Origin of the sequence: Devosia sp. 1566, assembly GCF_004005995.1 — a bacterium.
In the GTDB taxonomy this organism is placed as follows: domain Bacteria; phylum Pseudomonadota; class Alphaproteobacteria; order Rhizobiales; family Devosiaceae; genus Devosia.
The window spans coordinates 1,584,153-1,598,127 of sequence record NZ_CP034767.1; the positions used below are offsets into that span (position 1 = coordinate 1,584,153).

General features: G+C 61.9%; 14 protein-coding genes. 11 read left to right on the forward strand and 3 right to left on the reverse strand.

Annotated features, from left to right (window positions below):
- Positions 1–7: 7 nt before the first annotated feature.
- The 11 genes from ELX51_RS07770 to ELX51_RS07820 all read left to right on the forward strand — a co-directional run bounded on the left by ELX51_RS07770 (position 8) and on the right by ELX51_RS07820 (position 9,894).
- Positions 8–445 (forward strand): CrcB family protein, encoded by a 438-nt coding sequence (locus ELX51_RS07770; protein ID WP_248305282.1) that lies wholly within the window; start codon positions 8–10, stop codon positions 443–445.
- A gap of 352 nt (positions 446–797) precedes the next feature.
- A complete protein-coding gene (locus tag ELX51_RS07775; RefSeq protein WP_127752977.1) occupies positions 798–1,100 on the forward strand; it encodes an urease subunit gamma in 303 nt (100 codons plus the stop codon).
- Positions 1,101–1,116: 16 nt separating this feature from the next.
- The gene (locus ELX51_RS07780; RefSeq protein ID WP_206524711.1) at positions 1,117–1,530 is read left to right on the forward strand and encodes an urease subunit beta; all 414 of its coding nucleotides are present in this window, start codon (positions 1,117–1,119) and stop codon (positions 1,528–1,530) included.
- Positions 1,531–1,562: 32 nt separating this feature from the next.
- Complete coding sequence (locus ELX51_RS07785; protein WP_127752979.1) at positions 1,563–3,281, forward strand: urease subunit alpha; 1,719 nt, start codon at positions 1,563–1,565, stop codon at positions 3,279–3,281.
- A 39-nt stretch (positions 3,282–3,320) separates the two neighbouring features.
- Positions 3,321–3,983 (forward strand): urease accessory protein UreE, encoded by a 663-nt coding sequence (gene ureE, locus ELX51_RS07790; RefSeq protein WP_127752980.1) that lies wholly within the window; start codon positions 3,321–3,323, stop codon positions 3,981–3,983.
- On the forward strand, positions 3,980–4,693 hold the full coding sequence (locus ELX51_RS07795; protein ID WP_248305283.1) for an urease accessory UreF family protein: 714 nt from the start codon (positions 3,980–3,982) through the stop codon (positions 4,691–4,693). The genes ureE and ELX51_RS07795 overlap by 4 nt, the downstream gene beginning before the upstream one ends.
- Positions 4,694–4,716: 23 nt before the next feature.
- Positions 4,717–5,361 (forward strand): urease accessory protein UreG, encoded by a 645-nt coding sequence (gene ureG, locus ELX51_RS07800; protein ID WP_127752981.1) that lies wholly within the window; start codon positions 4,717–4,719, stop codon positions 5,359–5,361.
- Between the two features lie 4 nt (positions 5,362–5,365).
- Positions 5,366–6,301 (forward strand): urease accessory protein UreD, encoded by a 936-nt coding sequence (locus ELX51_RS07805; protein WP_127752982.1) that lies wholly within the window; start codon positions 5,366–5,368, stop codon positions 6,299–6,301.
- Positions 6,302–6,319: 18 nt separating this feature from the next.
- The gene (gene yut / locus ELX51_RS07810) at positions 6,320–7,303 is read left to right on the forward strand and encodes an urea transporter (protein WP_127752983.1); all 984 of its coding nucleotides are present in this window, start codon (positions 6,320–6,322) and stop codon (positions 7,301–7,303) included.
- Positions 7,304–7,355: 52 nt separating this feature from the next.
- Positions 7,356–8,591, forward strand: a complete 1,236-nt coding sequence (locus tag ELX51_RS07815; RefSeq protein WP_127752984.1) for an ammonium transporter — start codon at positions 7,356–7,358, stop codon at positions 8,589–8,591.
- Between the two features lie 70 nt (positions 8,592–8,661).
- Positions 8,662–9,894, forward strand: coding sequence for an SLC13 family permease (locus ELX51_RS07820; protein ID WP_127752985.1), 1,233 nt, complete (start codon positions 8,662–8,664; stop codon positions 9,892–9,894).
- Positions 9,895–9,903: 9 nt separating this feature from the next.
- Here the strand turns inward: ELX51_RS07820 and ELX51_RS07825 are convergent, their stop codons facing one another.
- From ELX51_RS07825 to ELX51_RS07835, 3 genes are all read right to left on the reverse strand, one after another.
- A complete protein-coding gene (locus ELX51_RS07825; RefSeq protein ID WP_164854796.1) occupies positions 9,904–11,823 on the reverse strand; it encodes an FUSC family protein in 1,920 nt (639 codons plus the stop codon).
- A 272-nt stretch (positions 11,824–12,095) separates the two neighbouring features.
- Positions 12,096–12,770, reverse strand: a complete 675-nt coding sequence (locus ELX51_RS07830) for an ABC transporter ATP-binding protein (protein WP_127752987.1) — start codon at positions 12,768–12,770, stop codon at positions 12,096–12,098.
- Positions 12,767–13,972 carry an FtsX-like permease family protein gene (locus tag ELX51_RS07835; protein WP_127752988.1) on the reverse strand — a complete coding sequence of 402 codons (1,206 nt, stop codon included), beginning with the start codon at positions 13,970–13,972 and terminating at the stop codon, positions 12,767–12,769. Before ELX51_RS07835 ends, ELX51_RS07830 begins: the two co-directional genes overlap by 4 nt.
- Between the last annotated feature and the right edge of the window lie 3 nt (positions 13,973–13,975).

The window sequence follows — 13,975 nt, forward strand, 5'->3', positions numbered from 1 at the left end:
TGGGTTGATGGCTTCCAACGAACAAAGCAAACAGGACAGCGGCCTGGTCCTGACAGTCATCCTGGTATTCCTGGGCGGCGCCGTTGGGGCGACCATCCGGGAACTGCTCATGCTCTGGGTGCCGACCGGGCGCGATGGCTTTCCTTATTCCATCTTCGTGGCCAACATCGTGGCGTCCTTTGTCCTGGGGATGGTGAACGGCCTGCATTCGCACGGCGCGATCGGGACGCGAGCGAACCTTTTTGTCGGAACGGGCCTGACGGGTGGCATGTCCACCTTTTCCAGCTTTGTTTACGCGACCTTTGTGCTGCTCACGACCTCAACGATCGGGCTCTCCGTGGGCCTGCTCTACGCCGTGTTGAGCCTTCTCATTGGCTTTGTCGCGGTGCTGCTTGGGTTGAGGGCTGGCGAGATGCTGAGCCGGCAAAGCGACGGCGGCACCTGACTCCCGCGACTGCGGGTCCGTAGTTCTTCTCCAACTGCAAGACGTGAATATAAGTCGTGCGATGTCACCGTGTCCATCGCGGATGAACATGCATGAAGCTCGTATCGTAACCGAGACAATGCCAAACAAAACGGCGACAAAGACAAAATAGAACTTCTTGTATTGCTGTTGTTCTGTGTTCAGTGCGCGTTCAGTATCGCGCCCGAAGCAGTCGGGTTGCAGATTTACTTACACGATGGCGAGGCATACCCTTTGTTTATGGGCGTTGTTCTTTATCGGGACGTGGCAGCCAGCCCGTTGCAGCCTAAGACGAGACGACGTCGCCAGAATTCACCCATGTCGGAGGTTAGAGATGCACCTGACGCCGCGAGAGACCGACAAGCTCATGATCTACATGATGGCCATGGTCGCGCAGCGCCGAAAGGATGATGGGCTCAAGCTCAATCATCCCGAGGCCGTCTCCTTGATCGCCGCCAGCGCGCTCGACAATGCCCGCGCCGGCAAGACGCTCGAGGAAGTCATGGAAATTGCGCGCAAAGCCATCACCCGCGGGGACGTCATGGAGGGTGTCGTGGACATGATCCCCTACGTCCAAGTCGAAGCGGTGTTCACCGATGGCAGCCGCCTCGTCACCGTTCACGACCCGATCCAATAAGCAAAGGAGTGGTTCAATGGCCACCGAGACCACGAATACTCCTGTTGGCGGGCTGGTGCTCGCGGATGGCGAGATCGAGATCAATGCCGGCTACCCGACCAATACGCTCAAGGTCCGCAATACTGGCGACCGGCCCGTCCAGGTCGGGTCCCACTTCCATTTCTTCGAAGTGAACTCCGCGCTGGAGTTCGACCGCGAACAGGCCTTCGGCAAGCGCCTCAATATCCCCGCCACGACCGCGCTGCGCTTCGAGCCCGGCGACGAAAAGGAAGTGGTGTTGATCCCTTTTCAGGGCAAGCAGCGCGTCATCGGCTTCAATGGCCTCGTCAATGGCTGGGTCGGCGATGAGAGCTATGACGACCAGCGGCCCCGCCTGGCTGACGCGATGGAACGGGTCCAGCGCTACGGCTTCAAGAACACCCCCCAATAATTTGAACAGCTACTTCAAGAACGGGTCACACCATGGCGAAGATCTCAAGGCGGCAATATTCGGACCTTTATGGTCCGACCACTGGCGATAAAATCCGTCTCGGCGACACCGACCTTTACGTCGAGGTCGAGAAGGACCTGCGGGTATATGGCGAGGAAGCCGTATATGGCGGTGGCAAGACCTTGCGTGACGGCATGGGTTTTGACAACGAGCTCACAAGCGCCGCCGGCTCACCGGACCTGGTCATCACCAATGTGACCATCATCGACGCCATCCAGGGCATCATCAAAGCTGATGTTGGCATCAAGAACGGCGTGGTCTGCGGCATCGGCAAGGCCGGTAATCCTTCCGTCATGTCCGGGGTCACGCCCGGTCTGGCGCTCGGGCCAGGATGCGACGCCATATCGGGCGAGCACCTGATCCTGACTGCAGGCGGCATTGACGCCCATGTGCACTTCATTTCCCCCCAGCAGGCGCAGGCGGCGCTCAGCAATGGCATCACCACGCTCTTTGGGGGTGGCGTCGGGCCAACCGACGGCACCAATGGTACCACCATCACGCCCGGCACCTGGAACATCGAGATGATGCTGCGTTCTTTTGATGCCTGGCCGGTCAATGCCGGGGTCTTGGGCAAGGGCAACTGCTCCTCGCCGGCACCGCTCGAAGAGCAGATCCGGGCCGGAGCCATGGGCTTCAAGATCCACGAGGACTGGGGCAGTACGGCCGCCGCGATCCGGATGGCGCTGACGGTTGCCGACCGGATGGACGTGCAGGTTTGCATCCATACCGATACGCTCAACGAAGGCGGGTTCGTCGAGAACACGATCGCCGCGTTCGAAGGGCGCACGATCCACACCTATCACACCGAAGGCGCCGGCGGCGGCCACGCCCCCGACATCATCCGCGTCGCCGGGCAGCCCAATGTGTTGCCCAGTTCCACCAATCCGACCCTGCCATACGGGATCAACTCGCAGGCGGAACTGTTTGATATGACGATGATCTGCCACAATCTCAGTGCGAAGATCCCGACGGATGTGGCCTTCGCCGAAAGCCGGGTACGGCCCGAGACCATCGCGGCGGAAAACGTGCTGCATGATCTTGGCGCCATCTCCATCATCTCGAGCGACAGCCAGGCCATGGGCCGCGTTGGCGAGTGCTGGATGCGCACGGTCCAAACCGCCCATCTGATGAAGCAGCGGCGTGGCCCTTATTCGGGCGACAGCTCCAACAACGACAACGAGCGCGTGCTGCGGTTCGTCGCCAAGGTGACCATCAATCCCGCCATCGCCCAGGGCGTCAGCAAGGTGATCGGCTCGGTTGAAGTGGGCAAGATGGCGGACCTGGTGCTGTGGGAGCCAGCCTTCTTTGGCGCCAAGCCCAAGATGGTAATCAAGGGCGGCTTCATTTCCTGGGGGCTGATGGGTGATCCCAATGCCTCGCTCCCCACGCCCCAGCCGGTGAGTTACCGGCCGATGTTTGGCGGGCAAGGATCGGCGCTGCCGAAATCCCGCGTCACCTTCACCTCGAACGCGGCTTTCAACGACGGGATCGTGGATCGCTACGACCTCAAGTCCAACGTTGTGCCGGTCTACGCCACCCGAACCATCGGCAAGGCGCACATGGTGCGAAACAGTGCTTTGCCCGTGATCGAGGTGAACCCGGAAACCTATGCGGTGACGGTGGATGGCGTGCACGCGACCGTCGAGCCGGCCACGAGCCTGCCGCTGGCGCAGCTGCACTTCTTCAGCTGACGCAGCGACGGGTTGTTTGGGGATGAAGTGGAGGGAACGATGATCCTGATCGAGAAAACGCTTGGCAATATCAAGGACCGGAACTGGGAGGGTGCCGAGGTCGAGCAACTGGTGCTCGAACAATGGGAAGCGCCCAAGAGCCGGCTGCGCAAGCGCACTGAGAGTGGGCTGGAACTGGCGATCTCCTTGCCGCGCTCAGAACATCTGCATGACGGGGACGTGCTCTATCACGACCCCGTCGCGCGCCGGATCGTGGTGGCGACCATTGCCATGCGCGAGGTGATGGTCATCGAAATGGAGGACTTCGAAGGCATGTCGGCCGCCGAGATCCTCAGCATCGGCTTCGAACTTGGCCACGGGCTGGGCAACCAGCATTGGCCCGCAGTGATCAAGGGCACGACGATCTATGTGCCTGTTTCGGTGGATCGGAAGGTGATGTCCTCGGTGATGCGCACCCATGCCTTCCGGCACGCCACCATGCATTTCGAGCCGGGCGAGGTAGTCGCCGAGCGCCTCGATCCCAGCGAAGCGCGTCTGCTGTTCGCTGGGGCGGACGCGTCACCGCACAAACATTATGACCAAGAGGCCAACGGCCATGACCAAGATCACGGGCATGACCAAGATCACGGGCATGACCATGACCACCACCATGATCACAACCATCACCACGGCCACCGGCATGACCACGGCGTGCTTCTATGAACGCGGGAGCTAACTGGTTTGCCTCGGATATGGGTCGGCTGGCGCGACTGCTGCAGTTTGCCGACTCCACGCTGCCGGTCGGGGCCTTTGCGTTTTCGCAGGGGCTTGAATCGGCGGTGCAGCTGGAGATCGTCACCGATCCCCAGAGCCTCAAGGACTATCTGGAGGTCATCTTGCGCCAGGCAGCCCATAGCGATGGGGTCGCGCTGCTGCATGCGCATCGGGCGGCGAGTGCCGGGGATTATGACAGGCTCCTCGAGGCCGATGACGCCCTATGGATCCGCCGGATCGGCGAAGAGCAGCAATTGATGCTCTCGCGGATGGGCAAGAAGTTTGCCGAATTGGCGATGGCGATCACGCATGTGCCCCTGCTGCAGCGCTGGCTCGACGACATCAACAGCAAGCAGACCCCAGGGTGCTTTCCCGTGGCTCAGGCTATCGGCCTTGCCGGAATGGGCGTCAACGAGGCCGAAGCCTTCACCCTGCATCAATACGGGCTGTCGTCGATGATCCTCAACGCTGCGCTGCGGCTGATGCGGATCGATCATCTGACGACGCAGGGCATTCTCTTTGACGCCCAGGGATCAGTGGAGCGGCACTACCAGGCCATCAACACGCTCGAGCTCGAGGAAATGTCGAGCTTTGCCCCGGTCTACGACGTCGTCGTGGCCCATCACACCAGAACTCATCTGCGGCTGTTCATGAACTGAAACGGCCGACCAAGGAGCAGGATATGAAGAAGATCACGCGCATCGGCATTGGCGGCCCGGTCGGTTCGGGCAAGACGGCGGTTATCGAAACCATCACACCCCGGCTCATCGAGATGGGCGTGCGGCCCCTCATCATCACCAACGACGTGGTGACGACGGAAGACGCCAAGCAGGTCCGGCGCACGCTCAACGGCATCCTTGTCGAGGAGAAGATTGTCGGGGTCGAGACTGGCGCCTGTCCCCATACGGCGGTGCGCGAAGACCCATCGATGAACATCGCCGCGGTCGAGGAGCTCGAGCAGCGTTATCCCGACAGCGATGTCGTGCTGATTGAATCGGGCGGCGACAACCTGACCCTGACTTTCAGCCCGGCGCTGGCTGACTTCTACATCTATGTGATCGACGTGGCCGCGGGCGACAAGATCCCGCGCAAGAACGGCGCCGGCGTGTGCCAGTCCGATATCCTCGTGATCAACAAGACCGATCTCGCCCCCTATGTGGGCGCGAGCCTTGAGGTTATGGACCGCGACTCCAAGCTCATGCGGGGCAGCAAGCCCTTTGTCTTTACCAACTGCAAGACCGGGGAAGGCGTGGACGGGCTGATGGACCTGATCATGGACATGGCCCTGTTCGACGTCAAACCGACGCCAATGGCTGCGGTGGGGTAGGGCTATGGGCCTGCACGAGTCATTGTTGCGGCTGGATGCGGCGCGCGAGCTCAACGGGTTCCACACCGAGCCGGCGCAGATGCGCGCTGCGGGGCCCGGCAAGATCGGGGAGTTGCGGCTGGGCTTTTCGCTCCGGAACGGGCGCTCGATCCTGCACGACCTTTATCGCGTGACGCCGCTCCTCGTGCAGCAGGCCCTTTACTGGGATGAAGCCATGCCAGAGCTGCCGATCTGCTCGATCATTTCGATCGGCGGTGGCGTGCTGCAGGGCGATCGCTACCGGATCAGCATCGCTGTGGGGGAGGGCGCCTGCGCCCATGTTACCTCGCAGGGGGCCAACCGCATCCACCGGATGGACGCCAACTATGCCTCGCAACACCAGCATCTCACGCTCGCTGCGGGCAGCTATCTCGAATACCTGCCCGACTTCACCATTCCCTACCGGGATTCCCGCTACATCAACCGGACCGACATCGTCATCGATGAGAGCGCGACGCTGCTCTATGGCGAAATGCTGATGAGCGGGCGCAAGCATCACCATGCCTCCGAGCGCTTCGGGCTTGATCTGCTGTCCATGCAGGTAAGTGCCAGACGGCCAGGTGGCAAGGCGATCTTCACCGAGAAGGTGCTGATCGACAAGGACAACGACACCTTCGATCTGCCGGCGGTGAGCCGCGGTTATGACGCCCTTGCCAATGTGGTGTGCCTTACTCCCCCCGAAACAGCAGCCCGGATCCGGGAACGCGTGGAGGTGAACGCCACGCCTGACGCGCCCAGGGCCATGTCCGGTGTTTCCATGCTGCCCAATGGCGCCGGGCTCATGCTGCGGGCGGTTGGGGTGGAAAGCTATGACGTGCGCGCCGAGGTCCGGCGCTTCTGGCGCGTCGTTCGCGAGGAAGCACGCGGCCGCACCTTACCCGAGCAATTTCTATGGCGGTAGCGCCGGAGGTCTGGGACCATGAGCATTGACAGGAATAACTTCGGCTTGGTCTGCCTCAAGGGGGCAAGTCAGGTCTTCTTCATGGAAAATGCCCTGACCGGGGCGCTGTTCTTCCTAGCGATCGCTTATTCGTCCTTCACCAGCGGCAACTGGGCCACAACGATTGGCGCCGTACTCGGCGTGATTGTTGGCACGGGAACAGCCAGGACGCTCAAGGCCGATCCCCAGTCCTACACTTCCGGGCTGTTCGGCTTCAACGGCATCCTGGTCGGCATCGCACTACCCACCTTCATCGCCAACTCGCCCGAGCTCTGGATCTATATCTTCGTGGGCGCGGCCATCAGCACCATCGTGACCAGCGCCTTCAGCGCGACGCTGACCAATAGCTGGAGCATTCCCGGCTCGACGGGTCCGTTTGTGCTCACGGCCTGGCTGCTTCTGGCGGGGGCCTATGGTTTCGGCTCGCTGCATGTCGTGGGTGAAGCACCCAAGCTGGCGACCGACTATGCGCTCGGCACCGTGCCGATCCCCAACCCACTCGAACTGCTGCAGATCCTTTTCCGCAACATCGGTCAGGTGTATCTGCTGGGCGACTGGGTCAGCGGGGTTATCATTCTCGTCGGGATCTTCATTGCCTCGCCCATCGCGGGCATGGCCGCTGTCGGTGGATCGATCATTGCCCTGCTGACGGTCCTCATCATGCGAGCCGATCCCTCGGTAGTGTCGCAGGGCCTTTATGGCTTCAGCCCCGTCTTGACCGCTATTGCCTTGGGCACGGTGTTTCTCAAGCCGTCGGGCTATGTCTTCATCTATGCCGCCTTCGCCACTGTCGCGACGGTCTTCATGCAATCCGCCCTCGATGTGATCATGGCGCCGACCGGACTGCCCACCTATACGGCACCCTATGTGCTCACCTTGTACCTGTTCATCGCTCCCAAGAGCCGTGCCACGCCGCATCCGCACAGCCCGGTAGGCGCGAACTTCTTGATGGATGACAAGTGATGAGCTGCAGGGGGATGCTAGATCAAACACATTCAGGAGAGGGCGCAACAAGATGACTGCCATCAACGCCGGTGATACTGCCTTCGTGTTGGTCTGCACGGCCCTCGTCATGATGATGACGCCTGCGTTGGCGCTGTTCTATGGGGGGCTGGTGAGAGATCGAGACGTGCTTTCGATCATGATCCAGAATTTTGTCTGCATCGGCGTAGTCGGCATCATCTGGGTGTTCGGCGGATTCAGCCTGGCGTTCGGCCCATCGCTGGGCGGGATGATCGGCAATATCGGCACATACTTCGGCATGTATCATGTGGGCGTTGAACCCAATGCGAACTATGCCGGCGACGTGCCCTTCATCCTCGTGTTCGGCTACCAGATGATGTTCGCCATCATCACCCCGGCGCTGATGACGGGGGCGTTTGTGGGACGCATCCGGTTCGCAGCCTATCTGTGGTTCGTCGCCCTCTGGACCATCATCGTCTATCTGCCCGTGGCGCACTGGATCTGGGGCGGCGGGTTCCTGTCGCGTCTCGGGGTAGTGGACTTTGCCGGCGGCATCGTGATCCATGCCTCGGCCGGCGTTTCGGCGCTGGTGACCGCACGCTACCTCGGCAAGCGCGCCGTGGCGGAAGGCGCCTCGGCCCCGGCCAGCCTGCCGCTGGTTGCCCTAGGCGCAGGTCTGCTGTGGTTCGGCTGGTTCGGCTTCAATGCCGGTGGCGCCTACGCAGCCGATGCGCTGGCGGCCTACGCTTTCACCAACACCATGCTGGCCGGCTCAGTCGCCATGCTGGTGTGGATGTTCTGGGAATGGCGCGAAACCGGGCACCCGACCTTCTCGGGCCTCCTCGTTGGTGCCGTCACCGGTCTGGCAACGATCACGCCTGCCTCGGGCTATGTGGAGCCCATGGCCGCCCTGCTGATCGGCGCCGTAGGCGCCACCGCCTGCTACTACGCCAAATATATCCAGTCCTGGCTCAAGGTCGACGACACACTGGAAGTTTTCCGGGCGCATGGTGTGGGCGGTATCACCGGCTCGATCCTGATCGGGCTGCTTGCGAGCTCCCACATCAACGCAGTTTCCGCCGGTCCGCGCCAACTGCTGGTTCAGGCCTTGGGCATCCTGATTGTCGTGATCTATGCGGCCGTGGTCACCAGCATCATCCTCCGCCTGATCGACCGCTTCGGCAAGCTGCGTGTGCCAGAAGAGGTGCAACGGCAAGGGCTTGATGAACAGCTCTACGGCGAGCAGGCTTACAGCCTGTGGAACATCAAATCGGGCACGGACAACTAGGCGGGCCAAGCGCTGCCGGGCAGTCGCTCCGGCAGCAAGCTCAACTCCGGTTAGATGGACCCAGACCGCCATGGACCTCACGATCCTGATCTTCCTTCTGGTCTACCTGGCCATGGCACTAGGGGGCCTGCCGGGCCTCAAGGTGGATCGCACTGGCGCGGCTATCATCGGCGCGCTGGCCATGATGACCGCGGGCAGTATTGACCCTAAGGACGCGTGGGACTCCATCGATTATTCCAGCATCGGCATGCTCTTTGGCCTCATGGTGGTTTCCGCCGCCTTCGTGGTGTCGGGCTTTTATGGCTGGACGGCGCGGAAAGTGGCGGGCGCGTCTGTGTCGCCGGGGGCCTTGCTGGCGATCCTCATCGTGGTGGGAGGGCTGCTCGCGGCATTCCTGACCAATGACGTGGTGGCCGTCGCCATGACGCCGCTGCTGATGTCCATCACCCTCAACCGCAAGCTTAATCCGATACCCTTTCTGCTGGGCTTCTGTTTTGCGGCCAATGCTGGCGCGTCCGGCACGATCATTGGCAGCCCCCAGAACATGATTGCCGCCCAAAAGCTGGACCTGTCATTCGCCGGCGTGTCTGAGATCACTGCGGTCCCTGCGCTCTTGTCATTGCCGATCATCTGGATCGTGGTGAGTTGGCTGTATCGCGGCCGCTGGCAACTCACTCCGTCCGCCGACAAGAAGCGGCCGGTGGACGAGCTTGCCAGCACGCCGTTCTCGGTGGGAGAAACGGCGAAGGCCGTGTTGGTGGCGCTGGCCGTGGTGATCGCCTTCATCTTCAGTCCATGGCCACGCGAACTGATCGCGTTAACCGCTGCCGGTTTGCTCCTGCTGAGCCGGCGCGTTTCCTCCCGAGACATGCTCAAGGAGGTCGATGGCGACCTGCTTTTGCTGATCATGGGCTTGTTTGTCGTCAATGCCGCGGTGTCGGCCACCGGGCTCCCCCAAAGATTGCTCGCGCAGCTGGCTCATGGCGGCATCGATCTTGACCAGCCTTTCACCCTGTTCTGGGTCAGCAGCATCGTCAGCAACATTGTGGGAAACAACCCAGCCGTCATGATGCTGGTGCCTTACCTGCATTCAGAGGGGAACGCACAATACGGGGCCGCGCTGTCGTTGGGCACGCACTTCTCGAGCAATCTCGTGGTGTTCGGGAGCCTCGCCGGCATCATCATGGTGGAGCGCGCCAAGGATTATGGCTTCACGATTTCCTTTGCCGAGTTTTCCAAGGCGGGTGCGATCGTCACCGTGCTGACCATGGCCATGGCCGCGGCTTGGCTGTTGATTGTTTGACGGACCTTATCACTCGCCAGCTTCGACCTGGCGCAGGATCTCGGACATGATCTCAAGGGCATACCTGACTGGCTCGTCAGCAATGGCGAGCTCGGTCTCGTGCTCCTTGAGGCTGTCGTCGGCGGCCGAGGCGGGCAGATCGGCGGCGGTGCCTTCGCCCGCAATGATCGCCAGGCGGTCCTGTATCGCCGCAAGCTCCTGGAGTTCTGTGTCAGTGGGTCGGGTTTGGCGGAAGCTGTGCTCGAGCAGATGCGCCGCATGCGCGAGAAGATAGGCGCGCCTCAGAGGATTGCGGGTCTTGACTTCAGCCGTGCCCATGGCCCAGAAACTGCGCATGGGATCATAGGCTTTCACCACATCGGCGAAGGCTTTGTCGACGGCGCCGGCGGCGGCGGTCATGGACTGATTTTGCTGGTCCGCCCCTATGTTGATGATCGCCGCCGTGAGCTGCTTGAGGGACAGATAAAGGCGGTTCATCGCTCGATCCGCCGTACTGGCCGTTCGGACCGGCAGCACAGCCAGCGCCGCAAAAATCCCCGCAGCCGCGCCGATCGCAGTTTCTTCCAAACGAAGAACGAGGAGTTCGGGCCTGAAGATGCCCACCAGGCCGTAGATGAGCGAAATCGCCACGTTGATGCAGATGTTCATCCCCACATAGGAGATCCGCGCCAGATAGAACGCACCGAAAATGGAGATGCCGACCAGGGGAATGGTCAGGTAGAGATCGCCACGGACGAGCGTAGCGAGGCCGATACCCAGAACTATGCCGGCGAGAGTGCCCATGGCCCGGCTGATGCCCCGGACTGCCACGGCGCCCGCCGACTGGGTGTTCATGAAGATCAGGAATGCGGCCATGACTGCCCAGAACCAGCGGTCCGAGGAGATTAGTCGTCCGCCCACCATGGCGATCGCACAGGCTAGCGTCACCTGGATGGCGAGGCGAAACTGCGCGTCGTTGAGCCATTCGCCCCGCGCCGGCAGCGGTTTGGCCGGGGGCATGCGCGGAACCGAACTCGCGCCCTCGGGGAAGGAAGCCGGCAACTGGGCAACGGCGTCCTGCAACTTCCGCTCGGCCTCCTGCATCTCGTCCAGCTCGCGCTTGACACTCCCCGGATCCGCTTCCGGTCGGCGCAAGGCGCTGGCCGAGGACGCGTCCAGCGCCGTCTCGGTCGCCAGCTGCAAATCCAACAGCCGCAGCACGATGTCCGAGTTCCGCTCGGAGTGGGGCCCTTCCACCTTCAAGGGCAAGTAGTTCTGGCACATGCGAATGTCGCTGCGCAGCCAACCCGCGATCAGCAGGGCATCGTTCCAGCGCATGTCCTTCTGTGTAGCGCTGACCGCCCCGATTAGCTGCCGCAGCTGCTGGGATAGCGAAAGGGTACCAGCAACGACGCGGCGGAAGTCACGCGATGGCCTTTCCGGCACGACATAGTTGCGCACGAGATGCGCAACCACGCCGGAAACAAGCAGGGCGAGAGCGATTTCCACCAGATCGCGTTCCGGAGCCCTGAGGAAAGCGCCGACCACCCCGCACATGAAGGTGAACACGCCAACCGCCTGCCAGCGGGGACCAAAGCGGCGCGAATAGGTGGCAACGAAGATGACAATCAGGAGCCAGAGGTCGACCAGAACCAAGGAGCTCTCGACCAGCGATATGCCGGCGATGGCAATGAAACCGCCCAGCGCAGCATAGACCCGGGTTACGGCACGTTCCCCGATCGTGGGATCATTGATTTGGGCGGCCCCCTGGATCGCCGTGATCATGCCAAGCACATAGGATGGCGCGTTCATGGGGACCCAGCGACCCAAAACGAAAAGGGCGAGGCAGACCGCAGCGACGGTCAGCATGACGCGCACGCCCATGCGAAGTCCCACATGGCCGGGATCCGACGAAACGAGGTACAATTTCAGCTTCGCAAGCGGGTCCATGGCATTGGTGCCGATCCAGGTAAGGAGCCACCCGTTGATCGATGGTGAACCGGGCGGCGGCACCATACCGGTTCGGACGCGCCGCCGGTCACGAGCAGTTATCCGGTTCTGCCAATCGTGCGGCTAATTATGCTCCGGGTCTATTTGTTGGCAAGCAGCCAGCCGAGATCGAACGGAGTCTTCCCCAGTGGGCTCAATAGACACTTATGGTGTGCGGGTAATCGGCGGCATGGTTGGCGAGAAGCTCGATTCAAGTTTGAGCCAACCGGCGCCTATTCCACGCGTCCGTCCAACACGCGGATGCGCCGCTTGCAGAGATCGGCGATGTTTTCGTCATGGGTGGAAATCAGGAAGGTGGTCTGCTCCTTTTCGTTGATTTCGCGGATCAACTCCATGACCTGCATGGCGGATTCCCGGTCGAGATTGCCGGTGGGTTCATCGGCCAAAACCAGTTCGGGCTGGTTCATGAGGGCGCGGGCGATGGCGACCCGCTGCTTTTGCCCGCCCGAGAGCTTGGTCGCGAGAAAATCCATGCGGCTTTCCAGGCCGACACGGACAAGGAGTTCACGGCCGCGCTGACGCGCAGCGGCGGTTTCGCGCCCGGCATGCACGGCCGCGGGGAAGATGACGTTCTCGAGCGCGGTGAAATCGGGCAGCAGATGGTGGAACTGGAAGACAAAACCTATATGGCGATTGCGGAACTCGGTGAGGTCCCGATCGCTGGCGCTGGTGAGATCCTCACCGAGCATTTCGTGTTGCCCGGAAGTGGGCTGCATCAGGGTGCCAAGGATGGTGAGGAGCGTGCTCTTGCCGGAGCCGGATGGGCCGAGCAGCGCCGACAACTCGCCGGTTTCCAGTTGCAAATTGACACCCTTGAGCACCCGGGTTGCGGCCTCGCCTTCGCCATATGTCTTGACCAGATCCCGAACTTGCAAGAGCGCACTCATTGGCCGATCACCGAGACGGGATCGACCCGGGCGGCGGCGCGGGCTGGCAGGATCGAAGCGACGATGGCGCCAATGGCGGTCAGGGCAATCGCAAGGCCATAGGCACCCTGGCGCACATCCACCGGCAAGCCGCCGGGAGGCGCGAGTTCAGGCACGGGGAAGGGCGACAGCACGGCATAGCCAAGCCCCGCTCCAATCAACCCGCCCAGTATGCCGATCAGCGCGCCCTGGGTGACGAAGACGAAGATGACGAAACCTCGGCTGGCACCCATCGCCCGCATGATGCCGATCTCGGGCCGGCGCCGATAAGTCGAGAGCAGCAATGCGCTGGCCACGCCAATAACGATGGTGATCAAGGCGAAAGCCTTGATGAGATTGCCCGAACTGGCTTGCGCCCGAAGCCCGTCGAGCAATTGAGCATTGCCTTGCGTCCAAGGGGTCGCCTTTAGGCCCGTCTCGGCGGCGATCCGGGCAGCATAGGCATTGGCTTGGTTGAGATCGTCGAGCTTGATTTCGATGCGCGATATCCCCTGCGGCAGCTCAAAGAGGGTCCGGGCGGTGGAAAGGCCAATAATTGCTGTTCGGCGGTCGAGGCTTTCAACGCCCAACTCGAAAATGCCGCTGATCACCAGCGGCCGCTCGACGCCGCGCTCGGATTCAAGCCGCACCACCTGGCCGATGCCGATGCCGAGATCATCGGCCAGCATGCTGCCGATGATGATGCCAGTATTGGTCAGATCGGTGCTGCCCTCGATCAGCGCGCCCCCGATATCGGCAATTGCCGAAACCTTGTTGGCTTCGACCCCGACCACGCTGACAGGAGCGGTGATGAGGCCGCGCACAAGGAAGCCGTTGCCTACGATCTGTTGGGACGTCGCGGTGATGCCGGGCATAGCCTCGATGGTGGGCAGGAACGCGTCGGCGGTGCGCAATTGCGCGCGCTGGCTGGTGGCACGCTGCTCCACCACCAATGGCCCGGCGACCTCGGGAACCAGCAGGGCCGGGTTCCTGTCGGGCGCTTCGATGGTGACATGGGCGATGTCACCGACAGTGCGCTGCACCAGAAAGACAGCGAGCCCGCCAATCAGGGCGCTCATGAAAATGAAGACAAAGACCCCCACCGCAACGCCGGCAATCAAGAGGCTGGTTTGCGCCTTGCTGGCCGTCAGGTAGCGCAGGGCGATCTTGAGGCCATAAAGCATCGC

Excerpts from the sequence above, each read along its gene's own strand:
- ELX51_RS07770 (WP_248305282.1), top strand. The coding sequence starts at position 8 with ATGGCTTCCAACGAACAAAGCAAACAGGACAGCGGCCTGGTCCTGACA.
- ELX51_RS07775 (WP_127752977.1), top strand. The coding sequence starts at position 798 with ATGCACCTGACGCCGCGAGAGACCGACAAGCTCATGATCTACATGATG.
- ELX51_RS07780 (WP_206524711.1), top strand. The coding sequence starts at position 1,117 with ATGGCCACCGAGACCACGAATACTCCTGTTGGCGGGCTGGTGCTCGCG.
- ELX51_RS07785 (WP_127752979.1), top strand. The coding sequence starts at position 1,563 with ATGGCGAAGATCTCAAGGCGGCAATATTCGGACCTTTATGGTCCGACC.
- ureE (WP_127752980.1), top strand. The coding sequence starts at position 3,321 with ATGATCCTGATCGAGAAAACGCTTGGCAATATCAAGGACCGGAACTGG.
- ELX51_RS07795 (WP_248305283.1), top strand. The coding sequence starts at position 3,980 with ATGAACGCGGGAGCTAACTGGTTTGCCTCGGATATGGGTCGGCTGGCG.
- ureG (WP_127752981.1), top strand. The coding sequence starts at position 4,717 with ATGAAGAAGATCACGCGCATCGGCATTGGCGGCCCGGTCGGTTCGGGC.
- ELX51_RS07805 (WP_127752982.1), top strand. The coding sequence starts at position 5,366 with ATGGGCCTGCACGAGTCATTGTTGCGGCTGGATGCGGCGCGCGAGCTC.
- yut (WP_127752983.1), top strand. The coding sequence starts at position 6,320 with ATGAGCATTGACAGGAATAACTTCGGCTTGGTCTGCCTCAAGGGGGCA.
- ELX51_RS07815 (WP_127752984.1), top strand. The coding sequence starts at position 7,356 with ATGACTGCCATCAACGCCGGTGATACTGCCTTCGTGTTGGTCTGCACG.
- ELX51_RS07820 (WP_127752985.1), top strand. The coding sequence starts at position 8,662 with ATGGACCTCACGATCCTGATCTTCCTTCTGGTCTACCTGGCCATGGCA.
- ELX51_RS07825 (WP_164854796.1), bottom strand. The coding sequence starts at position 11,823 with ATGGACCCGCTTGCGAAGCTGAAATTGTACCTCGTTTCGTCGGATCCC.
- ELX51_RS07830 (WP_127752987.1), bottom strand. The coding sequence starts at position 12,770 with ATGAGTGCGCTCTTGCAAGTTCGGGATCTGGTCAAGACATATGGCGAA.
- ELX51_RS07835 (WP_127752988.1), bottom strand. The coding sequence starts at position 13,972 with ATGCTTTATGGCCTCAAGATCGCCCTGCGCTACCTGACGGCCAGCAAG.